The sequence below is a fragment of the Agromyces sp. GL_144 genome (assembly GCF_057834305.1).
In genome coordinates this window covers 2015156-2039227 of the sequence record NZ_CM174399.1, presented here as the reverse complement: position 1 = coordinate 2039227, position 24072 = coordinate 2015156, and the positions used below count along the sequence as shown (strand labels likewise).

At 68.6% G+C, this 24072-nt stretch carries 22 protein-coding genes and 4 tRNA genes; 7 read left to right on the top strand and 19 right to left on the bottom strand.

Features of this window, described 5'->3' with window-relative positions; translation table 11 throughout:
- Window positions 1–25 precede the first annotated feature (25 nt).
- The gene (locus tag AC3IPY_RS09185) at window positions 26–817 is read left to right on the top strand and encodes a peptidylprolyl isomerase (protein WP_489188145.1); all 792 of its coding nucleotides are present in this window, start codon (window positions 26–28) and stop codon (window positions 815–817) included.
- 89 nt (window positions 818–906) lie between these two features.
- Window positions 907–2139, top strand: coding sequence for a DUF349 domain-containing protein (locus tag AC3IPY_RS09180; protein ID WP_489188144.1), 1233 nt, complete (start codon window positions 907–909; stop codon window positions 2137–2139).
- Between the two features lie 312 nt (window positions 2140–2451).
- Here the strand turns inward: AC3IPY_RS09180 and AC3IPY_RS09175 are convergent, their stop codons facing one another.
- From AC3IPY_RS09175 to pdxS, 12 genes are all read right to left on the bottom strand, one after another.
- Window positions 2452–2649 (bottom strand): hypothetical protein, encoded by a 198-nt coding sequence (locus AC3IPY_RS09175; protein ID WP_489188142.1) that lies wholly within the window; start codon window positions 2647–2649, stop codon window positions 2452–2454.
- 97 nt (window positions 2650–2746) lie between these two features.
- Window positions 2747–5002 carry a RelA/SpoT family protein gene (locus AC3IPY_RS09170; protein ID WP_489188141.1) on the bottom strand — a complete coding sequence of 752 codons (2256 nt, stop codon included), beginning with the start codon at window positions 5000–5002 and terminating at the stop codon, window positions 2747–2749.
- A 72-nt stretch (window positions 5003–5074) separates the two neighbouring features.
- On the bottom strand, window positions 5075–6091 hold the full coding sequence (gene secF / locus AC3IPY_RS09165; protein ID WP_489188139.1) for a protein translocase subunit SecF: 1017 nt from the start codon (window positions 6089–6091) through the stop codon (window positions 5075–5077).
- Window positions 6091–7824, bottom strand: coding sequence for a protein translocase subunit SecD (gene secD, locus AC3IPY_RS09160; protein ID WP_489188138.1), 1734 nt, complete (start codon window positions 7822–7824; stop codon window positions 6091–6093). The genes secF and secD overlap by 1 nt, the downstream gene beginning before the upstream one ends.
- A gap of 63 nt (window positions 7825–7887) precedes the next feature.
- A complete protein-coding gene (gene yajC, locus AC3IPY_RS09155; RefSeq protein WP_489188136.1) occupies window positions 7888–8295 on the bottom strand; it encodes a preprotein translocase subunit YajC in 408 nt (135 codons plus the stop codon).
- Window positions 8296–8367: 72 nt separating this feature from the next.
- Window positions 8368–9408 (bottom strand): Holliday junction branch migration DNA helicase RuvB, encoded by a 1041-nt coding sequence (ruvB, locus tag AC3IPY_RS09150; protein ID WP_489188134.1) that lies wholly within the window; start codon window positions 9406–9408, stop codon window positions 8368–8370.
- Window positions 9405–10034, bottom strand: a complete 630-nt coding sequence (gene ruvA, locus AC3IPY_RS09145) for a Holliday junction branch migration protein RuvA (RefSeq protein WP_489188133.1) — start codon at window positions 10032–10034, stop codon at window positions 9405–9407. Before ruvA ends, ruvB begins: the two co-directional genes overlap by 4 nt.
- Window positions 10031–10648 (bottom strand): crossover junction endodeoxyribonuclease RuvC, encoded by a 618-nt coding sequence (ruvC, locus tag AC3IPY_RS09140; RefSeq protein WP_489188132.1) that lies wholly within the window; start codon window positions 10646–10648, stop codon window positions 10031–10033. Before ruvC ends, ruvA begins: the two co-directional genes overlap by 4 nt.
- A 9-nt stretch (window positions 10649–10657) precedes the next feature.
- Window positions 10658–11419, bottom strand: a complete 762-nt coding sequence (locus tag AC3IPY_RS09135; protein WP_489188130.1) for a YebC/PmpR family DNA-binding transcriptional regulator — start codon at window positions 11417–11419, stop codon at window positions 10658–10660.
- A gap of 82 nt (window positions 11420–11501) precedes the next feature.
- Complete coding sequence (locus tag AC3IPY_RS09130; RefSeq protein WP_489188129.1) at window positions 11502–12032, bottom strand: DUF1697 domain-containing protein; 531 nt, start codon at window positions 12030–12032, stop codon at window positions 11502–11504.
- A gap of 45 nt (window positions 12033–12077) precedes the next feature.
- The gene (gene pdxT, locus AC3IPY_RS09125; RefSeq protein WP_489188128.1) at window positions 12078–12725 is read right to left on the bottom strand and encodes a pyridoxal 5'-phosphate synthase glutaminase subunit PdxT; all 648 of its coding nucleotides are present in this window, start codon (window positions 12723–12725) and stop codon (window positions 12078–12080) included.
- Window positions 12722–13651 (bottom strand): pyridoxal 5'-phosphate synthase lyase subunit PdxS, encoded by a 930-nt coding sequence (gene pdxS, locus AC3IPY_RS09120; RefSeq protein WP_489188127.1) that lies wholly within the window; start codon window positions 13649–13651, stop codon window positions 12722–12724. The genes pdxT and pdxS overlap by 4 nt, the downstream gene beginning before the upstream one ends.
- Window positions 13652–13694: 43 nt before the next feature.
- Between pdxS and AC3IPY_RS09115 the strand changes: the two genes are divergently transcribed.
- Entirely contained in the window at window positions 13695–15062 is a 1368-nt protein-coding gene (locus AC3IPY_RS09115) for an aminotransferase class I/II-fold pyridoxal phosphate-dependent enzyme (protein WP_489188126.1), read from the top strand.
- A gap of 31 nt (window positions 15063–15093) precedes the next feature.
- Window positions 15094–15945, top strand: a complete 852-nt coding sequence (pdxY, locus tag AC3IPY_RS09110) for a pyridoxal kinase PdxY (protein ID WP_489188124.1) — start codon at window positions 15094–15096, stop codon at window positions 15943–15945.
- A gap of 80 nt (window positions 15946–16025) precedes the next feature.
- Here pdxY and AC3IPY_RS09105 read toward each other — a convergent pair whose 3' ends face one another.
- Window positions 16026–16601 (bottom strand): HIT family protein, encoded by a 576-nt coding sequence (locus AC3IPY_RS09105; protein WP_489188123.1) that lies wholly within the window; start codon window positions 16599–16601, stop codon window positions 16026–16028.
- Window positions 16598–18529, bottom strand: coding sequence for a threonine--tRNA ligase (gene thrS / locus AC3IPY_RS09100; RefSeq protein ID WP_489188291.1), 1932 nt, complete (start codon window positions 18527–18529; stop codon window positions 16598–16600). The genes AC3IPY_RS09105 and thrS overlap by 4 nt, the downstream gene beginning before the upstream one ends.
- 367 nt (window positions 18530–18896) lie before the next feature.
- Here thrS and AC3IPY_RS09095 point away from each other — a divergent pair, with 367 nt between their 5' ends.
- Complete coding sequence (locus tag AC3IPY_RS09095; RefSeq protein ID WP_489188122.1) at window positions 18897–20978, top strand: glycosyl hydrolase family 28-related protein; 2082 nt, start codon at window positions 18897–18899, stop codon at window positions 20976–20978.
- A 66-nt stretch (window positions 20979–21044) separates the two neighbouring features.
- On the opposite strand, the gene AC3IPY_RS09090 is transcribed toward AC3IPY_RS09095, so the two are convergent.
- The 3 genes from AC3IPY_RS09090 to AC3IPY_RS09080 form a co-directional block, all read right to left on the bottom strand.
- A tRNA-Val gene (locus tag AC3IPY_RS09090) sits at window positions 21045–21116 on the bottom strand.
- Between the two features lie 24 nt (window positions 21117–21140).
- A tRNA-Cys gene (locus AC3IPY_RS09085) sits at window positions 21141–21214 on the bottom strand.
- Between the two features lie 58 nt (window positions 21215–21272).
- A tRNA-Gly gene (locus AC3IPY_RS09080) sits at window positions 21273–21344 on the bottom strand.
- Between the two features lie 220 nt (window positions 21345–21564).
- Between AC3IPY_RS09080 and AC3IPY_RS09075 the strand changes: the two genes are divergently transcribed.
- Both AC3IPY_RS09075 and AC3IPY_RS09070 read left to right on the top strand, forming a co-directional pair.
- Window positions 21565–21637, top strand: a tRNA-Val gene (locus tag AC3IPY_RS09075).
- 156 nt (window positions 21638–21793) lie between these two features.
- Window positions 21794–22108, top strand: a complete 315-nt coding sequence (locus AC3IPY_RS09070) for a hypothetical protein (RefSeq protein WP_489188121.1) — start codon at window positions 21794–21796, stop codon at window positions 22106–22108.
- A gap of 30 nt (window positions 22109–22138) precedes the next feature.
- On the opposite strand, the gene AC3IPY_RS09065 is transcribed toward AC3IPY_RS09070, so the two are convergent.
- Both AC3IPY_RS09065 and AC3IPY_RS09060 read right to left on the bottom strand, forming a co-directional pair.
- On the bottom strand, window positions 22139–22696 hold the full coding sequence (locus tag AC3IPY_RS09065; RefSeq protein ID WP_489188120.1) for a type II toxin-antitoxin system PemK/MazF family toxin: 558 nt from the start codon (window positions 22694–22696) through the stop codon (window positions 22139–22141).
- 42 nt (window positions 22697–22738) lie between these two features.
- Entirely contained in the window at window positions 22739–23959 is a 1221-nt protein-coding gene (locus tag AC3IPY_RS09060) for an ammonium transporter (RefSeq protein WP_489188119.1), read from the bottom strand.
- Window positions 23960–24072 lie beyond the last annotated feature (113 nt).

Sequence of the window (24072 nt, the reverse complement as noted above, 5' to 3'; positions counted from 1 at the left end):
AGGAGTCCGGCGAGAAGGAGCATGCGTGGTATCGAACGACCGTCAGGCCCGCGAGGAACGAGCGCGGCTTCGCACCTACCAGGCCAGGCAGCAGGTGCACGCAGGCAAGCAGCGCCGCAGATCGCGCGACAACCTGATCGCCGTCATCTCGCTCGTCGTCGTGCTCGCGCTGGCCACGGCCGCGCAGCTGTTCTTCTTCAACGGCGGCCCTGGGACCGTCGAGCCCGTCGCGAGCCCCGAGGCCACGACCGCTCCGCCGACGGATGCCGCGGGCCAGAACACCGGCGACGTGCCATCCGCCGATCTCGCCGAAGCTCGCACCTGGACCGGCACGATGACGCTGAACGACATCCCCGTCGGCTTCGAGCTCGACGGCGCGGCCGCGCCTCAGGCCGTCTCGAGCGAGATCAGCCTGATCCAGTCCGGGTTCTACGACGGCGTCAGCTGCCACCGGCTCACGACCGAGGGCATCTACGTGCTCCAGTGCGGCGACCCGAACGGCGACGGCACCGGCGGACCGGACTACAGCTACGGCCCGGTCGAGAACGACCCCGAAGACGGCGTCTACCCGGCCGGCACGATCGCCATGGCGCGTCAGGGCGGCAACGCCTACAGCCAGGGCAGCCAGTTCTTCATCGTCTACCAGGACACGACCCTGCCCTCCGAGCCCGGCGTCGGCGGATACTCGGTGATCGGCCACGTCACGAGCGGTCTCGACGAACTGCAGGCCGGCGTCATCGACGCGGGCGTCGTCGACGGCGGCACCGACGGAAGCCCCGTGGTGCCGGTCGCGATCACGTCGATCAGCGTCGAGTGACCCCGACGGCACCGGCGCCCGGCGGTGCAATAGGGTTGGAACCGTCAATGCCGCCTTCGGGTGGCTTCCGAGCACGACAGGGTGAGGCCGTGACCGATTCAACACAACAGCCGTGGGGCCGCGTCGACGAGACGGGCACCGTCTTCGTTCGCACGAACGACGGTGAGCGTGAGGTCGGGCAGTACCCCGACGCGACTCCTGAAGAGGCGCTGGCCTACTTCGAGCGCAAGTACGCCGATCTCGCCGGGCAGGTCACCCTCCTCGAGCAGCGCGCACGCCGCGGAGCTCCCGCCGCTGACATCGCCAAGGCCGTGAACACGCTCACCGCATCGATCGCCGACGCGCACGCCGTGGGCGATCTCGAGTCGCTCGCCCGCCGGCTCGAGGCCCTCTCCGGCACGACGAAGGAGCTCACCGAGCAGCAGCAGGCCGAGGCGAAGGCCGCACTGGCCGACGCCCTCGCAGAGCGCACGAAGATCGTCGAGCAGGCCGAGGCGCTCGCTGCGCAAGATCCCGCGAAGACGCAGTGGAAGCAGGCGACCGCCGAGCTCGACGCGCTCTTCACGAACTGGCAGCGACACCAGCAAGACGGCCCGCGTCTTCCCAAGAACGACGCCAACGAGCTCTGGAAGCGGTTCCGCGCCGCCAGGTCCACGGTCGAGACCCATCGCAAGGCGTTCTTCGCCGATCTCGACGCCGCGCACCGCGACGTGCGCGCCCGCAAGCAGCAGCTCATCGAACGCGCCGAGGCCCTCGCGCCCCGTGGCGCCGACGCCATCGGCGACTACCGCGCACTGCTCGACGACTGGAAGCAGGCAGGTCGCGCGGGCAAGAAGCTCGACGACGCGCTCTGGGCCAAGTTCAAGGCGGCCGGCGACGTGCTCTTCCAGGCCAAGGCCGAGATCGATGCCCGCGACGACGAGGAGTACCGCGAGAACCTCACCGCGAAGCTCGCGCTGCTCGAGAGCGCCGACAAGCTCCTCGCCGAGAAGGACCCGAAGGCGGCGCGTTCGGCGCTGAACAAGATCCAGCGCGAATGGGACGAGATCGGTCGCGTTCCGCGCGACCAGGTGCGCCCGGTCGAGGAGCGGCTGCGCAAGGTCGAGAATCACGTCCGTTCACTCGAGGACGAGCGCTGGCAGCGTGAAGACCCCGAGAAGAAGGCCCGTTCCGAGGGCATGCTCGGGCAGCTCCACGACGCGATCGCCAAGCTCGAGGCCGAACTCGCCGCAGCTGAGGCGGCGAACGACACTCGCGCAGCCGCCGAGGCCCGCGATGCGCTCGAGGCCCGGCGTGCCTGGTTGAAGGCCGTCGGCGGCTGATCGACTCGCGCGCCCGGTTCTCCACAGATCGAGCGTTCCCGAGTTCGGCCCGCGCCCGTGACGCCATCATGGGGTGGTGACCAGACTCCCCAGCGTGCTCGGCACCGACGACCTCTCGATCGCCGAGCTCTGCGCGGCCCGGCTCGACGGCGACCTGCATCCGATCGGCGGGGCGTGGGTGCCCATCGACGAACCCGATCTGCCGGCGTTCCGTGCTCAGGTCGTCGCCAAGAGTGCCTCACGATCTCTCGTCGTCGAGCGGATGTCAGCTGCCTGGGTGCACGGCGCCGTGCTCACTCCCCCGCGGCCGGCTCAGTTCTGCGTTCCGATCGATGCGCGGGTCGCGGCCACCGCGAATCCGGCCATCGAGTGCCGGGAGGTGCGACTCGCGCAGAACGAGATCGTCACGATCGGCGGCGTCCGGTGCACGAGTCCCGTGCGAACGGCGTACGACCTGCTCCGCGACACCTCGATGACCGATGCCGAGGTCTCAGCCGTCGTCGCGGTCATGCTCGCTCAACGCCCCGACCTCGAGATGCGACTGCACGACCGGCTCGCCGCGGCCACGCGGCTCCCGCACAAGGCGCGAGCGCACGAGCGGTTGCGATCAGCCGTCGCTGACGCGATAGACGTCGTAGACGGCGTCGATGCGTCGCACCGCGTTGAGCACACGATCCAGGTGGGTCGTGTCGCCCATCTCGAAGACGAATCGACTGATCGCGAGCCGGTCGTTCGAGGTCGACACGTTGGCCGACAGGATGTTCACGTGATGCTCTGAGAGCACGCGCGTCACGTCGGAGAGCAGCCCCGCACGGTCGAGCGCCTCGATCTGGATGTGCACGAGGAAGATGCTCTTCGAACTCGGAGCCCACTCGACGTCGATCATGCGTTCGGGTTCGCGGAGCAGGGACTGCACGTTGTGGCAGGTCGCCTGGTGCACGGACACGCCGGCGCCGCGCGTGACGAACCCGACGATCGCGTCCCCGGGAACCGGGGTGCAGCATCGTGCCAGTTTCACGAGGATGTCGGGAGCACCGCGCACGAGCACACCGGAATCCGAGTGCCGGGCGATCGAGCGCGCGCGGACCGGGATCGGCAGATCGGGCTCATCGCCTTCGTCGACGTCGCGCACGAGCGCGACGACCTTCTCGAGCACCGACTGCGTCGACACGTGGCCTTCGCCGACGGCCGCGTAGAGCGCGGAGACGTCTTCGTACCGGAGCAGGGCAGCGACCTCGGCGAAGGAGTCCTGGCTCATCAGCTTCTGCAACGGGAGGTTCTGCTTGCGCATCGCCCGCGCGATCGCGTCGCGACCCTGCTCGATCGCCTCGTCGCGGCGTTCCTTCGTGAACCACTGCCGGATCTTGTTGCGCGCCCTCGGGCTCTTCACGAAGCCGAGCCAGTCCTGGCTCGGGCCGGAATCCGGGTTCTTCGAGGTGAAGACCTCGACGACGTCACCGCTGGAGAGCTCGCTCTCGAGCGGCACGAGCCGGCCGTTGACCTTGGCGCCCATCGTGCGGTGGCCGACTTCGGTGTGCACCGCGTACGCGAAGTCGACCGGCGTGGCACCGGAGGGCAGGCCGATCACACGGCCCTTCGGCGTGAAGACGTAGACCTCCTTCGCACCGATCTCGAAGCGGAGTGAGTCGAGGAACTCCCCCGGATCCGCCGTCTCCGCCTGCCAGTCCGAGATGTGCGCGAGCCACGCCATATCGGTTTCCTGCGTGTTCGGGGCGTCGTCGGTCGTGCGACCGTTCGCCATCCGCTCCTTGTACTTCCAGTGCGCCGCGACACCGTACTCGGCGCGCTGGTGCATGTCGTGCGTGCGGATCTGGATCTCGACCGCGCGGCCCTTGGGTCCGATCACCGTCGTGTGCAGCGACTGGTACAGGTTGAACTTCGGCGTCGCGATGTAGTCCTTGAACCGGCCGGGCAGCGGGGTCCACCTGGCGTGGATCGACCCGAGCACCGCGTAGCAGTCGCGCACGGAGTTCACCAGCACGCGAATGCCGACGAGGTCGTAGATCTCGTCGAAATCCCGGCCCCGCACGATCATCTTCTGGTAGATCGAGTAGTACTGCTTCGGGCGCCCCATGACCTTGCCGCGGATGCGCGCGCTCTTCAGGTCGTCGTTGACGAGGTCGATGACCTGCTGCACGAACTGTTCGCGCTGCGGCGTGCGCTGGCGCACCAGGCTCTCGATCTCGGCGTAGAGCTTCGGATAGAGCACCGCGAACGAGAGGTCCTCGAGTTCCCACTTGATCGTCTGGATGCCGAGTCGGTGCGCGAGCGGGGCGTAGATCTCGAGCGTCTCGGTGGCCTTGCGCGTCGCCGACGCGGCCGGCACGAATCCCCAGGTACGTGCGTTGTGGAGTCGATCGGCGAGCTTGATGATCAGCACGCGGATGTCCTTCGACATCGCGACGATCATCTTTCGGACGGTCTCCGCCTGGGTGGAGTCGCCGTACTTGACCTTGTCGAGCTTGGTGACGCCGTCGACGAGCATCGCGATCTCGTCGCCGAAGTCCGCACGAACCTGGTCGAGCGTGTAGGCGGTGTCTTCGACGGTGTCGTGCAGCAATGCGGCGGCGACGGTCTTGGAGCCGATTCCGAGGTCGGCCAGGATCTGCGCCACCGCGACCGGATGCGTGATGTACGGCTCGCCGCTCTTGCGCTTCTGCCCCTCGTGGGCGCGCTCGGCAACCGTGTAGGCGCGCTCCACGATGGAGAGATCGGCCTTCGGATGATGCATCCGGACCGTGCGGAGCAGCGTGTCGATCGCACCCGAGGGCTGCGCCTTCGAGAAGATGCGCGGAACGAGGCGGCGCAGCGACGCCGTCGAGTTCGCACCAGCTTCAGTCATGCGCACACCTCCGGGAACTCAATTATCGTCGCTCCGAGACGCTGCACGTGCCGATCTCGCCGAGGGCGGACATCATGCGGTGGGCTGGGCCTCCGCGATGGCAACACCGGCCGCCAGTTCGCGCTCCTTCAGGACCTTCTGGTCGTGACGGCGGATCGCCGGCTCCCGCTCGCGCAGCTGCGAGTACAGCGGGGCCGCGAGGAACACCGTGGACCAGGTGCCGACGAGGATGCCGATGAGCAGCGCGAGCGAGATGTCGCGAAGCGTGTCGGCACCGAGCGCACCCGCGCCGATGAAGAGGATCGAGGCCACCGGCAGCGCGGCGACGACGCTCGTGTTGATCGAGCGCACGAGGGTCTGGTTCACCGCGAGGTTCACCGACTCGGCGAACGTCCGTCGCGAGTCGCCGCTGTCTTGCGCGGTATTCTCCCGAATCTTGTCGAACACCACGACCGTGTCGTACAGCGAGTAACTGAGGATCGTCAGGATGCCGATGGTCGCGGCGGGGCTCACCTCGAATCCGACCGAGATGTAGATGCCGACCGTCAGGATGAGGTCGACGATCAGCGCGAGGATCGCGGCGAGCGACATCTTCCAGGTGCGGAAGTAGATCGCCATGATGATGGCCGCGAGCAGCAGGAACGCTCCGAGACCGAGCAGCGCCTGCCTGGTCACGTCGGCGCCCCAGGTGGGTCCGACGAACGAGGAGGTCACTTCGGACTGCGGTACGTCGTATCCGGCGGCGAGGGACTTGCTGATCGCGAGCGAGTCCGCCTGCGAGAGCTGATCGGTCTGCACGCGGATGCCGTTGCCGCCGACGACGGCCACGGTGACGGTGGCGTCGGGGACGACCTCGGCGACCGCGTCGTGACCGATGGCGGGATCGGGATCGGCCACATCGGCGATCTGGAACTGCGAACCACCGCGGAACTCGATGCTGAAGTGCACCCCGCGAACGGCTGGGATCAGGATGGCCAGGACGACGAGTGCAGCGGCGATGATGTACCAGAGCCTGCGGCCGCCGACGAAATTGAACGAGCGCTTGCCCGTGTAGAGGTCGTTACCGAATGTGGTCAGACGGCTCGCCATCAGGACTCCTTGCCTTCATTCGAACCGGCACCGACGCCGGCGTTCGCCTTGCGCTCGGCGATCGTCTGCCGACGCTGCGCTTCCTTCGAGCTCGACGCGACCTTGCCCGCGGGCACGGCGACCGGCTTGCGGAATTCTGCCCGGCCCCGGTACACCGCGCCCAGCGCGGTCGGGTCGAGGCCCGACCAGGGGTTTCCGCTCGAGAAGAATCGCGTCTGCGCGAGCAACTGCAACATGGGGTGGGTGAAGAGGATCACGACGAGCACGTCGATGATGGTCGTGAGACCCAGGGTGTACGCGAAGCCCTTGACGCTGCCGACGGCGAGCACGAAGAGCACGACCGCTGCGAGCAGGTTGACGCCCTTCGAGGCGAGCACCGTGCGGAAGGCGCGCTTCCAGCCGGCCTCGACCGCGCCCACGAGTGGGCGGCCGTCGCGGAGCTCGTCGCGAACTCGTTCGAAGTACACGATGAACGAGTCGGCCGTGAAGCCGATCGCCACGATCAGACCCGCGATGCCGGCCAGCGACAGTCGATAGCCCTCTCTCCACGAGAGGATCGTGATCATCAAGTAGGTGATGATGCCGGCGATGATGAGCGAGGCGATCGTGACCGAGGCGAGGGCCCTGTACTGGAAGATCGTGTAGATCACGACGAGAATGAGGCCGATGAGGCCGGCGAGCAGACCCGCCTGCAGCTGGGACGTACCGAGCGTCGGCGAGATGGTCTCGGACGACTGCACGCTGAAGCTCAGCGGCAGCGCGCCGAACTTCAGCTGATCGGCGAGGGCCTTCGAGGTCTCCTGTGTGAAGCTGCCCGTGATCTGCGGGCGGCCATCGGTGATCGCCCCGTTCATCGACGGGGCGGTCAGGACCTGCCCGTCGAGGACGAACGCGAACTGGTCGCGAGGAGCCTGGCCCGACATGCCGTAGAGGCGCGTGCTCACGGCCGCGAAGTCCTTGGTGCCCTGGTCGTCGAACTGGATGTTCACGGCCCACGTGCCGGTGCTCGCGCCGGTGGAGGTCGTGACCGTTCCGTTGGTCGCGTCGACGATGTTCTCGCCGCTCGCTTCGACCGGGCCGAGGAGGTACTTCATCGAGAGGGAGCGGTCGCAGGTCACGAGCGGCTCGTCGGCGGGCGCGACCGTGGCCGTGCCCTCGACCAGCGTCGCGCAGTCGAAGGTGTCGAACTGCTCCTGCAGCGCGGGCGTGATCCACGCGGGGTCGCTGCCGTCGGTCGGCTCGGCCGTCGGCGTCGACGACAGCTCTTCTGCCGGGTCCGTCGCGGTCGGATCGTCGCTCGGGCTGATCGAGGAGTTCGCCGCGGCGTCGGTCAGGAGCACCGCGCGGAGCTCGAGCTTCGAGGACTGCTCGATGCGGGCGCGGGTCTGGTCGTCGAGCTCGCCGGGGATGCGCACGACGACGTTCGACCCCTCGGTGTTGATCTCGGGCTCGGCCACGCCGGAGGCGTCGACGCGCTGTCGGATGATCGACACCGCCTGGTCGAGCTGCTCTTGCGTCGCCGTCTGACCGCTCTCGAGCTGGGGCTCGAGGATGATCTGCGTGCCGCCTTCGAGGTCGAGGGCGAGCTTGGGCGACCATGAGCCGCCGCCCCAGATGACGCCGGCGGCGTTGATCGCGAACAGGCCGACGATGATCACGCCGAGCCAGGTCAGCGAGCGCCATGCCTTACGGACGGACGTCGGGCGCGACGACCGCTTGGAGGGTGCAGCCACGGGTTCTGCTTTCTCTGCAGGAGCCCGCGCGCGAAGGCGCGGGCCGAGCCTCGGTTGGGAGTCTTAGTCGTCCGACTTCTTCTTGGAGTCGGATGCGTCGTCGGCTGGAGCGTCGAGCGTGTGGGTCTCGTCGACGCGCTGACCGAACTCGGGCTCGCCATCGAGCTCGGATGCGGCCTCTGCCTCGATCGCGTCGTCGCCGGCGACCGGCTCGACGACGCGTGCGACGGTCTGGCGGTGCACGGCCAGGACGGTGCCCGGGGTGGTCTCGAGGAGGACCACGTTCTCGTCTTCGTCGATCGAGAGGATGGTGCCGTAGACGCCGGAGTTCGTCATCACCTTCGCGCCGGGAACGACGCTCGACTGGAGCTTCTGGGCCTCGGCCTGGCGCTTGCGCGAGTTGCGGAACATGAAGAAGATCAGGACCGCCAGGACGGCGAGCATGATGATGGTGAACGGATCCAGGGTCATGAGGGGGAAGAACCTTCCGGTGTGCGGGGAACCGCACGACGTCGACGGCGGTGAGGACTGAGCCTCAATGGATTATAGGTCATCGATCGGCAGCGCCGTCTCGCCCGACGAAAGGCCGAAGTGGCGCCACGCCGCGGGAGTCGCGACACGGCCGCGCGGCGTTCGCGTGATGAGGCCGATGCGCACCAGGAACGGCTCGACGACCGCCTCGATGGTCTCGGATTCTTCGCCCACCGAGACCGCGAGCGTGTTGAGCCCGACCGGTCCCCCGCCGAACCGGGTCAGGATGATCTGCATCACCGCGCGATCGAGGCGATCGAGGCCGAGCGCGTCGACGTCGTAGAGGTCGAGCGCGGCCCGGACCGCGGTGACGTCGGCTCGTTCGGAATGCACGAGTGCGAAGTCGCGGACGCGACGCAGCAGGCGGTTCGCGATGCGGGGCGTGCCCCGGCATCGCCCGGCGATCTCGGCGATCGCCTCGCGATCGATGTCGAGTCCGAGCATCGTCGCGGCCCGCGCGAGCACCTGCTCGAGCTCGGCCTCGTCGTAGAACTCGAGATGCGCGGTGAACCCGAAGCGGTCGCGCAGGGGGTTCGGCAGCAGGCCCGCCCTGGTCGTGGCGCCGACGAGCGTGAACGGTGCGAGATCGAGCGGGACGGATGTCGCGCCGGCACCCTTGCCGACCATGATGTCGATGCGGAAGTCCTCCATCGCGAGGTACAGCATCTCTTCTGCCGACCGCGCCATGCGGTGGATCTCGTCGATGAAGAGCACCTCGCCCGGCACGAGCGAGCTCAGGATCGCGGCGAGGTCGCCCGCGTGCTGGATCGCCGGCCCGCTCGACATGCGCAGCGGACGACCGCCCTCATGCGCGACGATCATGGCGAGCGTGGTCTTGCCGAGGCCGGGCGGGCCGGCCAGGAGGATGTGATCGGGGGTGCGCTGCTGCAGCATGGCCGCGGTGAGCAGCAACTGCAGCTGGCCTCGCACCTTGGTCTGCCCGACGAACTCGCCGAGGCTCTTCGGGCGCAACGCCCCCTCGAACGCGAGTTCGGCCTCGGACGCGAGCACCGGGTCGGTGAGGTCGACGTGGTCGGCGGCGCCGTCGGTCATCGGGCCCTCCCGGACTGCTGCGCGGGCCCGAGCCGCGCGAGCGACAGCCGCAGCACCGCCGGCACGGATGCCGCCTCGGCCTCGGAGAGCTCGCCGAGGACATCGTCGACGGCCTCGGCCGCCGCACGTTCGCTCCAACCGAGCCCGGTGAGCGCCGCGAGCACGCTGTCGGCGACGCCGCCCGCGCTGACAGGAGCAGTGCCGGGCGCCGATTCGGCGACGCGAGGCGCGATGAGCTTGCCGGCGAGCGAGAGCGTGATGAGCTTCGCGGTCTTCGGGCCGATGCCGCTCACCTTGCGGAACGCCGCGTCGTCGTCGCCGGCGATGGCGGCCGCGATCTGCCCGGGCGCCATCACCGAGAGCACGCCCAGCGCCGACCTGGGCCCGACGCCCGTGACGCCGATCAGCAGCTCGAACACGTCGAGCTCGTCGCGCGTGGCGAACCCGAACAGGGTCAGCGCGTCCTCGCGCACGATGAGGCTCGTGTGCACGTGCACCTCATGACCCTCGCGCGAGGCGAGCACCAGCGCCGGGGTCGTGTTGACCTGGAACCCGACCCCACCGACGTCGATCACGAGCGTTGTTCCGGCGGCGGCGAGCACTGGCCCGCGAAGCGATGAGATCACTTCTTCAGCCTACGGGCGGCCCCCGACACCGCCGCGGATCGCTCTGCGGCGAGCCATGCCTGCTGCGCCGGAGTCGCCGGAGCCGTCGTGCGTCCGGTGGGCGCCGGCGCCGCGGCATCCGTCACGGCAGCGCCCGCGACCCCACCGGTGCGCCACGCGTGGCAGATCGCGAGGGCGAGGGCGTCGGCGGCATCGGCGGGCTTGGGCACCGCATCGAGGCCGAGGATGCGCGCGACCATGGCGCCGACCTGCGCCTTGTCGGCACGACCGTAGCCGGTGATCGCGGCCTTGACCTCGCTCGGCGTGTGCAGCGCGACCGGCAGCCGACGGCGCGCGGCGAGCAGCATCGCCACGCCCGAGATCTGCGCGGTGCCCATGATCGTCGAGACGTCGCTGCGCGCGAACACGCGCTCGAGCGCGACCGCCTGAGGACGGTGCTCGTCGATGATCGCCTCGAGTCCGTCGGCGATGCGCACGAGGCGATTCGGGGTGTCGAGGTCGGCGGGCGACCGCAGCACGACGACGTCGACGAGTCGCGCCGTGCGATTCGGCTCGACGTCGACCACGCCCACGCCACAGCGCGTGAGTCCGGGGTCGATGCCGAGCACTCGCACGGCGATCGGCTACTCCTCGGTCTCGAGCTCGGCCTGGACCTCGGCCGAGAGGTCGAAGTTGCTGTAGATGTTCTGCACGTCGTCGCTGTCTTCGAGCGCGTCGATGAGGCGGAACACCTTGCGCGCCGTCTCGGCGTCGATCTCGACCTTGAGGTTCGGCACGAACGCGGCGTCGGCCGAGTCGTAGTCGATGCCGGCCTCTTGCAGCGCCGTGCGCGCGGCGACCATGTCGGATGCCTCGGTGATGACCTCGAAGGTCTCGCCCTCGTCGGTGACCTCTTCGGCCCCGGCGTCGAGCACCGCGCCGAGCACGTCGTCTTCGGTCAGGCCGTCGGCCTTGCCGACCACGATGACGCCCTTGCGCGCGAAGTTGTAGGCGACCGAACCGGGGTCGGCCATGGTGCCGCCGTTGCGGCTCATGAGCGTGCGGACCTCGGCGGCCGCGCGGTTCTTGTTGTCGGTGAGGCACTCGACGAGCAGCGCCACGCCGTTCGGGCCGTAGCCCTCGTACATGATCGTCGCGTAGTCGACGGACTCACCGGTGAGCCCTGCGCCGCGCTTGATCGCCCGGTCGATGTTGTCGTTGGGGACCGAGGTCTTCTTCGCCTTCTGCACCGCGTCGACGAGCGTCGGGTTGCCCGACAGGTCGGCGCCGCCCATCTTCGCAGCGACCTCGATGTTCTTGATGAGCTTGGCGAACGACTTCGCACGGCGCGAGTCGATGATCGCCTTCTTGTGCTTGGTCGTCGCCCACTTGGAATGCCCGGACATGCGTCTCCTGAATCGATTGCTCGTGCGGCCGCGTCACGGCTCGCGCCTGATCATTCTAAGACAGCGAGGCTTCAGCGGTGGTTCACCCGAGGAGCTTGCGCAGCGTGCGGAGGTTGCGGTTGGTGGTCGTCGGTTTGAAGCGCGCCTTCGCCGTGAGCTTCGCGAATGCGCTGCCGATGCCGCGCTCGCGACGGTTGTGCCAATAGATGACGCCGTTGCCCGGCTCGATCACGTCGTCGGCCGCGTCGAGGCCGACCGCGGCTTCGAGCAGCTCGGTCAGATGCGCGGAATCGGACCCGAAGAGCACATACGGATGCCACCCCTCGAGGTTCTCATCGAAGGGGAACGCCTCGACGACCTTCGCCAGCCGCTCGCGCTCGAGCAGCACGATCCACGCGTCGTACCCGAACCGTTCGCCCAGGGCCGCCTCGATGCGCGCTTTCAGAGGTGCGGATGCCTCGGAGCCGGCGGCTTCGAAGGCGACGTTGCCGCTCGCGACCACGGTGCGCACCGCCGTGAAGCCCAGCGCCTCGAAGAGCGCCTTCAGGTCGGCGGACTTCACCGTGATGCCGCCGACGTTCACGCCGCGGAGCAGCGCCACCCACTTGGTCATGCCGACGACGATACGCGGACCGGCCGACAGGCTGCAGGCCGGACTTCAACCGCCGACGCGCGCGCGGACCTTCTCGAGGAAGTACTCGTGGAAGCGGTGCTCCCCCGTGATCTCGGGGTGGAAGCTGGTGCCGAGCAGGTTGCCCTGCTCGACGGCCACGACGCGCCCGTCGTCGAGGCTCGCCAGGGTGGTCGCGGCCGCGCCGACGGACTCGACGACCGGTCCGCGGATGAAGACGGCATGCACGGGCACGTCGCCGAGGGCCGGGATCGCGAGGTCGGTCTCGAACGACTGGTTCTGGGAGCCGAAGGCGTTGCGCCGCACGACGACGTCGAGTCCGCCGAGCGACTCCTGCCCGTCGATGGCGTCGAGCACGGTGTCGGCGAGCATGATGAGCCCGGCGCAGGTGCCGTAGACGGGCAGGCCCTCGGCGATCGCGGCCTTCAACGGCGCCTGCAGTGCGAACAGGCGGGCGAGCTTGTCCATGACGCTCGACTCGCCGCCGGGGATCACGAGTCCGTCGATCGCCTCGAGCTCTCCCGGCCGACGCACGAGTGAGACCTCGGCCCCGAGGGTCGCGAGCACATGCGCGTGCTCGCGGAAGTCGCCCTGCAGGGCGAGCACCCCGACGCGGGGGCCGGCCGTGGCCGGGCTCCCCGCGTCGAGCGACCCGCTGCGCAGGTTCGTCGTCACCAGCCGCGCTCGGCGAGACGGTGCGGCGCGGCGAGATCGGCCACGTTGATGCCGACCATCGCCTCGCCGAGACCGCGCGAGACCTCGGCGATCACCGACGGGTCGTCGTAGAAGGTCGTCGCCTTGACGACGGCGGCCGCCCGGGCCTCGGGGTTGCCCGACTTGAAGATGCCTGATCCGACGAAGACGCCGTCGGCTCCGAGCTGCATCATCATCGCGGCATCCGCAGGGGTGGCCACGCCGCCCGCGACGAAGAGCACGACCGGGAGCTTGCCCGTCTCGGCGACCTCGAGCACGAGCTCGTACGGCGCCTGCAGCTCCTTGGCCGCGACGTACAGCTCGTCTTTCGTCATGGAGCGGAGCACGTTGATCTCGGAGGAGATCTTGCGGATGTGCTTGGTCGCCTCGGAGACGTCGCCGGTGCCGGCCTCGCCCTTCGAGCGGATCATCGCCGCGCCCTCGTTGATGCGTCGGAGCGCCTCGCCGAGGTTGGTCGCACCGCAGACGAACGGCGTGTTGAAGGCCCACTTGTCGATGTGGTTGACGTAGTCGGCCGGCGAGAGCACCTCGGACTCGTCGATGTAGTCGACGTCGAGCGCCTGCAGCACCTGGGCCTCGACGAAGTGGCCGATGCGGGCCTTCGCCATGACGGGGATCGACACCTCGGCGATGATCGCATCGATGAGGTCGGGGTCGCTCATGCGGGCGACGCCGCCCTGCGAGCGGATGTCGGCGGGCACGCGCTCGAGGGCCATGACGGCGACGGCGCCGGCGTCCTCGGCGATACGCGCCTGCTCGGGGGTGACGACGTCCATGATGACGCCGCCCTTCAGCATCTCGGCGAGGCCTCGCTTGACGCGGCTCGAGCCCGTCTCGGATACGGTCACTGGGGAGTCCTTTCGGGCGGGCGCGCGGTCGTCGCGCATCAGAACAGATCAATGGAACCATTGACCTAGGCCAAAAGATAGCATGGTCGCAGACACGAGGAAGGGCGGTGCCGCGATCATCGACATCGAAGGGCGCTCGGCAGCCGAGATCGCCGACAGCCTGCGCACGTTGGTCGAGCGCGGCGAGCTGCGCGCCGGCGACGCCCTCCCGTCGGTGCGGGCGCTCGCAGAGCAGCTCGGCGTCAACCGCAACACGGTCGTCTCGGCGTATCGACAGCTCACGAACGCGGGGATCGTCGTCACGCGTGGCCGAGGAGGCACGCTCGTGGCCGGGGCGTCCTCGGTCGCTCAGGAGGGCTTCGCCGCCGAGACGGCGCTCCGCGACATCGGCACCGGCAATCCCGACCCGGCACGCATCCCCGACGCCTCGAACGCGCTGGCGAGCATCGCCAGGCGCCCCGTGCTGTACGGCGAGCCGGTCATCGATCCCGACCTGTCGCGCTGGGCGCACGAGTGGATGAGCGCCGACCTGCCGCCGGGAACGCCGATGCGCCTGACCGTGACGAGCGGCGCCGCCGATGCCATGGAACGGCTCCTCGCCCAGGCGCTCACCCGCGACGATGCCGTCGCCCTCGAGGACCCGTGCTTCCTCACGAGCATCCACACCGTGCGGGTGGCCGGCTACCGCCCCGTGCCGGTGCCCGTCGATGAGGAGGGCATGACCGTGGCCGGACTCCGTGCCGCGCTCGAGCAGGGCGTTCGAGCCGTCATCTGCACACCTCGCGCTCAGAACCCCACCGGGGCGAGCCTCACCGCGCGACGCGCCGCCGAATTGCGAGCGGTGCTCCGCGAGCACCCGTACGTCCTCGTCATCGAGGACGACCACTACTCCCTGCTCTCGCAACTGCCGTACCACTCCCTCATCGATGCCGAGCACCGGCGCTGGGCGCTCGTCCGCTCGGTGTCGAAGTTCCTCGGTCCCGACATGTGCCTGGCCGTCACGGCCTCCGACCCCGAGACGGCCGACCGCCTCGCGATGCGGCTGACGCCGGGCACCACCTGGGTCAGCCACCTGTTGCAGCGGCTCGTGCATGCGCTGGCGACCGACCCGACCGTCGCCGCGGACATCCGTGCCGCAGGCGAGCACTACGCCGCGCGGAACTCCGCGTTCACCGAACGGCTGACGGCAGAGGGCGTGCCGACGAGCCCGGGCGACGGGCTGAACGTCTGGGTCCCCCTCGACGCACCCGCCCGCGCGGTCTCGGAGCAGCTCATGCGGCGCGGTTGGCTCGCCCGCCCCGGCGACGAGTTCGCGCTGGGCGACCGCGCACCGTCGCGCCACCTGCGATTGACCGTGCACGACCTCGACGACGCGGCCCTGCAGCAGCTCGCGACCGATCTCGGCGCGTCCGTGCGCGCGGTCCGCGAGCAGACGCGGGCCGCAGGCTGACCGCCGCCGCCGAAGGTGCGATGATCGATCGGTGAAGATTCTCTCGATCCAGTCGGCCGTGGCCTACGGTCACGTCGGCAACTCCGCAGCCGTGTTCCCCCTTCAGCGCATCGGTGTCGAGGTGCTCCCGGTCTACACCGTGAACTTCTCCAATCACACCGGGTACGGCGCCTGGCGCGGCCCGATGATCAGCCCCGACGACGTGCGCGAGGTCATCACCGGCATCGAGGAGCGGGGCGCGTTCCCGCAGATCGACGCCGTGCTCTCCGGCTACCAGGGCGGCGAGGGCATCGCCGACGTCATCCTCGATGCGGTCGCACGAGTGAAGGCCGCGAACCCCGACGCGATCTACGCCTGCGACCCGGTCATGGGCAATGCGAAGTCCGGATGCTTCGTGGCGCCGGCGATCCCGATCCTGCTGCGTGATCGCGTGGTGCCCGCGGCGGATCTGATCACGCCGAACCAGTTCGAGCTCGGTTTCCTCACCGACACGGAACCCGACACGCTCGATTCGACGCTCGCATCGGTCGACCTGATCCGCGCGACGGGCCCGTCGGCCGTGCTCGTGACGAGCGTGGAGCGCCCCGACCGCGAGGTGGGCACGATCGAGATGCTCGCCGTCGACGACGCCGGAGCCTGGATCGTGCAGACCCCCCTGCTCCCGATGAAGGCGAACGGCTCCGGCGATGTGAGTGCGGCGCTGTTCACCGCCCACTACCTGCGCTCGCGCGACGCGGCCGATGCGCTGGCGCGCACGACGTCGAGCGTCTTCGACCTGCTCCAGCGCACCTACGAGTCCGGCGAACGCGAGTTGCAGCTCGTCGAGTCGCAGGAGGCGTACGCGAATCCGCGCATGCAGTTCACCGTGCGACAGGTGCGCTGAGCCCGCCGGGGCTCGCCGCACGCCACGCGCCCGCTCTGCGCTCGCCAGAGGCGCCGTGTCGCGGCATCCGCCCGGTCTGATCAGGCCGGCCAGGCCCCGGCGACGGCCTCGCGAACCTCGCCGAGCAGCTGCGGCAGCGCCTTCGTCCTCGCGATGATCGGGAAGAAGTTCGCGTCGGAAGCCCACCGCGGCACGATGTGCTGGTGGAGGTGCTCGTCGACGCCTGCGCCGGCGACGGCGCCCTGGTTCATGCCGATGTTGAAGCCGTCGCAGCGCGACACCTCGCGCAGCACCCGCATGCCGACCTGGGTCAGCTCGCCGATCTCGGAGACCTCTTCGGCGGTGGCCTGGTCGTACGTCGCGATGTGACGGTACGGGCACACCAGCAGGTGTCCGGAGTTGTACGGGAACAGGTTCAGCAGCACGTACGCGCTGCGCCCGCGGTGCACGATGAGCCCGTCGGCATCCGACTTCTCGGGAGCCGCGCAGAACGGGCACGCCGAACGCATCGCGTCGGCACCGGCGTTGATGTACGCCATGCGGTGCGGGGTCCAGAGTCGCTGGAACGCGTCGGGGACGCCCGCGAGGCTTGCTGCGTCGACGAGCCCGGGCACCGCATCGGTCGCGGCATCCGTGCCCGTCGACGGGTCGGTCACGCCAGGTCCTCGGCCGTGTCGACGAGCTTCTTCGAGGCGATCGCACCGAGGATCAGGGCGACGGCCTCGTCGATGGGCACCCCGTTGGTCTGCGTGCCGTCGCGGAACCGGAACGACACGGTCTCGCCCGATCGGTCCTGCTCGCCCGCGATGAGCTGCACCGGCACCTTCTGGGTCGTGTGCGTGCGGATCTTCTTCTGCATGCGCTCGTCGCTCGAGTCGAGTTCCGCCCGCACGCCCGAGGCGCGCAACTGCGCGATCACGGCGCCGAGGTACGGCGCGAACTCCTCGGCGACGGGGATGCCGACGACCTGCACGGGCGCCAGCCACACCGGGAACGCGCCCGCGTAGTGCTCGAGCAGGATCGCGAAGAAGCGCTCGATCGACCCGAAGAGCGCCCGGTGGATCATGATCGGGCGATGCTTCTCGCCGTCGGGGCCCATGTACTCGAGCTCGAAGCGCTCGGGCAGGTTCGGGTCGACCTGCACGGTCGAGAGCTGCCAGGTGCGGCCGATCGCGTCGCGCGTCTTGAGGTCGATCTTGGGTCCGTAGAACGCGGCCTCGCCCGGCACCTCGGTGAGCTTGAGCCCACTCGCCACGGCGACGTTGCGCAGCGCGTTCGTCGAGTACTCCCAGAACTCCTCGGAACCGATCCACTTCGACTTCTCGTCGTCGCGCATCGAGAGCTCGAGCTCGAAGTCCTCGAGCCCGAAGTCGCGCAGCATCGAGATGACGAACTCGAGCACCCGGGTCGCCTCCTCCTCGAGCTGCTCAGGCGTGACGAAGAGGTGCGAGTCGTCCTGCGTGAAGCCGCGCACGCGGGTCAGGCCGTGCAGCGCACCCGAGAGCTCGTTGCGGTAGACGGTGCCGTTCTCGGCGAGCCGCATGGGAAGGTCGCGATAACTGCGCGCGCGCTCCTTGTAGATGAGGATGTGCATCGGGCAGTTCATGGGCTTCAGGTAGTAGTCCTGGCCCTGCTTGGTGATGTTGCCCTCGGCATCGCGCTCCTCGTCCATGACGATGGGCGGGAACATGCCCTCGCGGTAGGTGACGAGGTGGTTCGAGGTGAGGAACAGGTCCTCCTTCGAGATGTGCGGCGTGTAGACGTAGGTGTAGCCGCCCTCGATGTGCCGCCGACGTGCGTGCTGCTCCATCTCGCCGCGGATGACCCCGCCCTTGGGGTGCCACACCGACAGGCCCGAGCCGATCTCGTCGGGGAACGAGAAGAGGTCGAGGTCCTTGCCGAGCTTGCGGTGATCGCGCTTGGCTGCCTCCTCGAGTCGCTGCTGGTAGGCGCGCAGCTCGTCCTTCGTGGGCCAGGCGGTGCCGTAGATGCGCTGCAGCTGCGGATTCTTCTCGCTGCCGCGCCAGTAGGCGCCGGCGACGCGCTGCAGCGCCCAGCCGTTGCCGATCATGCGGGTGTTCGGCAGGTGCGGGCCGCGGCAGAGGTCCTTCCAGACCACGTCGCCCGTCTTCGGGTCGACGTTGTCGTAGATCGTCAGCTCGCCGCCGCCGACCTCGACGTTCTCATTGTCGCCGCCGGCCGAGGCCGACCCCTTGAGGCCGATGAGCTCGAGCTTGTAGGGCTCGTTCGCGAGCTCGGCACGCGCCTCGTCGTCCGTCACGACCCGGCGCATGAAGCGCTGGCCCTGACGGATGATGCGGGCCATCTCCTTGTCGAGGGCCTTCAGGTCGTCGGTGCTGAACGCCTCGGCGACGTCGAAGTCGTAGTAGAAGCCGTCGGTCACAGGCGGGCCGATGCCGAGCTTGGCCTCCGGGTTGATCGACTGCACGGCCTGCGCGAGTACGTGCGCAGCGGAGTGGCGCAGGATCGAGAGCCCGTCGGGCGAGTCGATCGTGACAGGCTCGACCGTGTCGGAATCCGTCACCGTCGTGGCGAGATCCTTGAGCTCGCCGTTGACGCGCATCGCGACAACGGAACGATCGGTGAAGAGCTCGAAACCGTCGGCCACTGTGAACCACTCCCTGTGAGTTGAGATGAACCCTTCAACTGTAGTGCGGCGTCGACGGTCGGCCTCGCGCGTCCACCGTCACGCCGCGCTCGAGCGTCGGCGCGCGGCATCCGCTCGCTCTCCGCTTGCGTCGCATCTTGCAGCCCGCGGATGTCTCGTGCCGCGTGCTTGCGGTCGATTGCGTGCATCGACGCAAGAACTCGATAATCTCTCGACATTCGGTCATGAACCCTTGTCGGCGTGCTGCACACGGCCATACATTCGCCTCATTCGCCGGGTCGAGGCCCGTGCATCACACGCAATCGAGAGGAACGAGTCGACGATGACCCGTGACATGCTCCATCCCGCGCATCCGCACCCGCCGCTGGAACGCCGCAGGATCCGGCCCCGACGCATCATCGCCGCCCTGACGATCCCCGCGATCGCCCTGGCGGGCGCGCTCTCCGGCCCGATCACGGCCACGGCCGCGACATCCGCACCATCACCGGTCGTCACCCGCGCCGCGATCGACCCGGCCCTCGTCGCCGGTCGAGGCGCCGACGTCGGCTTCATCGAGCAGGAGGCCGAGAACGCGGTGCACACGGGCACCGTGATCGGACCGGGCCGGGACGCCTACACGCTGCCGGCGGAGGCGTCGGGCCGGAGCGCGGTGCAACTCGCGCCCGGGCAGTACGTCGAGTTCACGCTCCCCGCGGCCACGAACGCGATCACCGTCAGGTACAGCATTCCCGACGCGCAGGGAGGCGGCGGCATCAAGGCCCCACTCGCCGTCTCGGTCAACGGCGGCAAGGCGCAGACGATGACGCTCACCTCCGAGTACTCCTGGCTCTACAACCAGTACCCGTTCACCAACGACCCGAACGCCGGGCTCCTGCATCCCGACTGGTGGATCACCGAGTGCGGCTGCGTGCCCGGCGAGGGCTACGAGGTGACGACGCCGTTCCGTCCGATGCACTTCTACGACGAACAGCGGATGCTGCTGCCGAAGACCTACCGGGCCGGAGACGTCATCCGACTGACCGCACCGAAGACCACGAACGCCGCGCTCACGACGATCGACCTGATCGACACGGAACGCGTCGGGCTGCCGCACATCCGCCTGAAGGCCGCGAACGTGCTGCTCTTCGGCGCCGACCCGACCGGGCACCACGACGCCGCGGGCGCGTTCGACCGGGCCATCGCGTTCGCCAAGAAGCACCGCCTGCCGGTCTACGTGCCACCGGGCATCTTCTCCATCAGCCGGCACATCATCGTCGACGACGTCACGATCGAGGGCGCGGGCAACTGGTACACCGTCATCCGCGGGCGAGAGGTGGCACTGGCCCAGCCCGCACCCGACGGCTCGGAGCACACCGGCGTCGGCTTCTACGGCAAGGATGCCGCGAGCGGCGGCAGCTCCAACGTGCACCTCTCGGGCTTCGCGATCGAGGGCGACGTGCGCGAACGCATCGACACCGACCAGGTGAACGGCATCGGCGGTGCGATGAGCGACTCGAGCATCCGCGGCCTGCACATCCGGCACACGAAGGTCGGGCTGTGGTTCGACGGCCCGATGGACGGTCTCGTCGTCGAGGACAACATCGTGGTCGACCAGATGGCCGACGCGTTGAACTTCCACACCGGCGTCACCGGGTCGACCGTGTCGAACAACTTCATCCGCAACACGGGCGACGACGGCCTCGCGATGTGGTCGGAGCATCAGTCGAACTCGGGCAACACGTTCGAGCGGAACACGGTGCAGTCCCCCTCGCTCGCGAACGGCATCGCGATCTACGGCGGCGCCGACACGACCGTCGCCGGCAACCTCGTCGCCGACCCGGTGCGCGAGGGCAGCGGGATCCACGTCGGCTCGAGGTTCGGTGCGGAACCGTTCACCGGGCGACTCGCGATCACCGACAACTCGACCGTGCGCGCAGGCACCTACGAGCTGAACTGGAACATCGGCCTCGGCGCGATCTGGTTCTACGCGCTCGACCGGTCGATCGACGAGGCCGACATCGTGGTGAGCGGCGACCACTTCCTCGACAGCACGTACAGCGCGATGATGCTCGTCACCGAATGGGGCGTCAAGGACCAGTACCGCATCGACGGCGTGCAGTTCCGGGACATCCGCGTGGATGGAACGGGTACGAACGTCATCAGCGCACGAACCGCCGGCTCGGCGAGCTTCGAGAACGTGGATGTCAGAGGCGTCGGGCACTGGGGCGTGAACAACTGCGGAGCGTTCAACTGGGACTGGGACAACGGTTCCGAGTTCTCGCTGGCAGACCTCGGCGGCAACGACGGCGTGGACGCGAACGAGTTCCACCCGGGCACGCCCTGGCTCGCGCCCTACCTGCCGAACCTCATCACGTGCAACGACAACCCGCCGGTGGTCGCTCCCCCGGCGCCGGCGCCGTGGTGACACGCACCGCGTGACCGTGACGTGAGACGCGAACAGCCCCGGCTCGATGAGCCGGGGCTGTTGTTGTGCGCGATACTGGGATCGAACCAGTGACCTCTTCCGTGTCAGGGAAGCGCGCTACCGCTGCGCCAATCGCGCCTGTTCAGGCTATGAAGTTGTGCGTGGAGGTGGATACGGGATTCGAACCCGTGTATACGGCTTTGCAGGCCGCTGCCTCGCCTCTCGGCCAATCCACCGTGTATGGGTTCTCCACCAAAAGAACAGGACCTATGCTTTCGCCCAGATCCTGATCAGAGCGGATGACGAGATTCGAACTCGCGACCCTCACCTTGGCAAGGTGATGCGCTACCACTGCGCCACATCCGCATTCGCTTTCGCATTTCTGCGTGCAGAGAGACTCTAACCGATACTCCGATCGATTCACAAACCGAGCGGCGTCCACCTGATGTTCACCCCGGTCGGGCGCACATTTCGACCGCGATTCCCGGGCGTGTCTCGCCCGAGACCGCGTCCTCGATGTGCATTCGCCGCCGATCGTCCGCTAGTATCGAGTCCGCGGTCACCCCGGTGAGCGTGATTCCCACATGGGCGATTGGCGCAGCTGGTAGCGCGCTTCCTTCACACGGAAGAGGTCGTCGGTTCGAGCCCGGCATCGCCCACGAACGCCCCCACTCCACTGGGGGCGTTCTTCGCATTGACCCGGCGATGTCACAGCCCGACTCGATGTCGCGGCCTGGGCTGAGTCCCTCAACGCACCCGGTGTGGAACCCGTTGGGATCGCTCGCCACGCCGAGGGACGTGCCCCGGAGAGGTGTGTGGATATCGATGTCCTCGAGGGAATGCTGAACGTCGGCGTCTTCGCCGTGTTCGATGGCCGAACGCTGGAGATCTACGGCGATCAGGTCCATGAGGGACGCGTCGGCAACACCATTCGGCTTCACGTGACGCAGATCGCAGGTCTCGACGTGCGACCTGCCGATGGAGGCCCCGAGAACGGGCCGCCGTCTCTGACCTGGGTTCGACGGGACGGCAAGACATTCCCGCTGTCGGTCATCGGCCCGGATCGCACCGCGTTCGCGCAGGAACTGATCCGGTCTGTTCAAGCCTCCACGCGAGATGGTGAGCAATGAGCGGTGAGAGCGGTCGAGCCGGCCATCGGCTCACGACCAGCCGTACCGCGCCGTGAGCGCCTCAGCCAGCCGAAGGTAGCGCGCGGCATCCAGCGAGGCCGCCTCGCGGCGCATGCCGGCCGCGTGCACGACGAAGACCCGATCGATGTTCGCCCAGCTCGGCCGCCCGGCAGAATCCCATGCGCCGGTGCCGAGCGGCACGAAGTCCCGAGAGCCCTCGTGGGCCTTGCTGGTCAACTGCACGGCGAGGAAGGCATCGGTGCCGGATGCCGCGACCACGACCACCGGGCGATCCTTGCCACGTCCGTCCCGCTCCTCGTACGGCACCCAGGTCCACACGATCTCCCCGGGGTCGGGCGCTCCGTCCTTCGACGGCGCATAGGACAGCCGCACTGCGCGGAGTCGGTGCGGATCGATCTCGACGGTTGCAGAAGGCCCGCTCTGCCCCGGTGAGAGCAGATCCGTGGACACGGAGGCGAAGCCCGAGACATCCGCTCGGTTCGTGCTCGTCGGCCTCGCTCGCGTCGATCCGAAGATGCTGCCGAATGCACGACGAAGGGCGGTGAGGAAGCGGCCGGTGTCAGTCACACCCGCACACTACCCCACCGCCCTCGCGGTGATTCAGTGGACTCAGACGGTCTCGAGCTTGTAGCCCTCTTCACCGTGCACGACGGTGTCGATGCCGGCGATCTCGTCCTCGTTCTTCACGCGGAAGCCGATGGTCTTCTCGATCGCGAAGCCCAGGATGAAGGCCACGATGAACGAGTAGAGCAGGACCGCGACGGCCGCGATGGTCTGCACCGCGAGCTGACCGAGGTCGCCTCCGGTGAAGAGGCCGGTCTCGATCGCGAAGAAGCCGAGGTAGAGCGTTCCGATGACGCCGCCGACGAGGTGGATGCCCACGACGTCGAGCGAGTCGTCGAAGCCCAGCTTGAACTTGAGCTCGATCGCGAGGGCGCAGACCGCACCGGCGATGACGCCGAGGAGGAGCGCCCAGCCGGGCTCGAGGTTCGCGCAGGAGGGGGTGATGGCGACGAGGCCGGCGATGGCGCCCGAGCCGGCACCGACCGCGGTGGGCTTGCCGTCCTTGAGCTTCTCGACGATGAGCCAGCCGAGGATGGCCGCAGCGGTCGCGCCGAGCGTGTTCAGCACGATCAGGCCGGCGCCGGCGAGGTCGTTCGCGAACTCGGCACCGGCGTTGAACCCGAACCAGCCGAACCACAGCACCGAGGCGCCGAGCAGCGTCAGCGGCACGTTGTGCGGCTTGTCCATGCCCTTCTGGAATCCGACGCGCTTGCCGAGCACGAGCGCCAGGGCGAGCGCTGCAGCACCCGCGTTGATGTGCACCGCGGTGCCGCCGGCGTAGTCGATGACGGCGGGCAGGCCGAGCGAGTCGCCGAGGTTGAGGATCCAGCCGCCGCCCCACACCCAGGCCGCGACCGGGAAGTAGACGACCGTGGCCCAGAGGCCGGCGAAGATCAGCCACGAGCCGAACTTGGCCCGGTCGGCGATGGCGCCCGAGATGAGCGCGACCGTGATGATCGCGAACGTCGCGCCGAACGCGACGCCGATGAGGTCGGTGTTGGCCGTCTCACCGGTCGCGAGCGCTCCGAGGCCGAAGTCCGAGAACGGGTTGCCCGCGAAGTCCCAGACGCCGCCGACGGCGCTCATGTTGAAGCCGTACAGCACCCAGAGCACGCTGACGAGCCCGAGCGCGCCGAAGCTCATCATCATCATGCTGACGACGCTCTTCGCTTTGACGAGGCCGCCGTAGAAGAAGGCGACGCCCGGCGTCATGAACAGCACGAGCGCTGTGGCCGTGATGGCCCAGGCAATGCTTCCCGTATCCATTGGAATTCCTCACACCTCGGTGAATCTGCAGGGGACATACCGCGAGGATGACGGGGGTGTCGGTCTCGGGTACTGCGATCAGACTGGTGCGAAGAGGTTTCGGGGACGGTGCA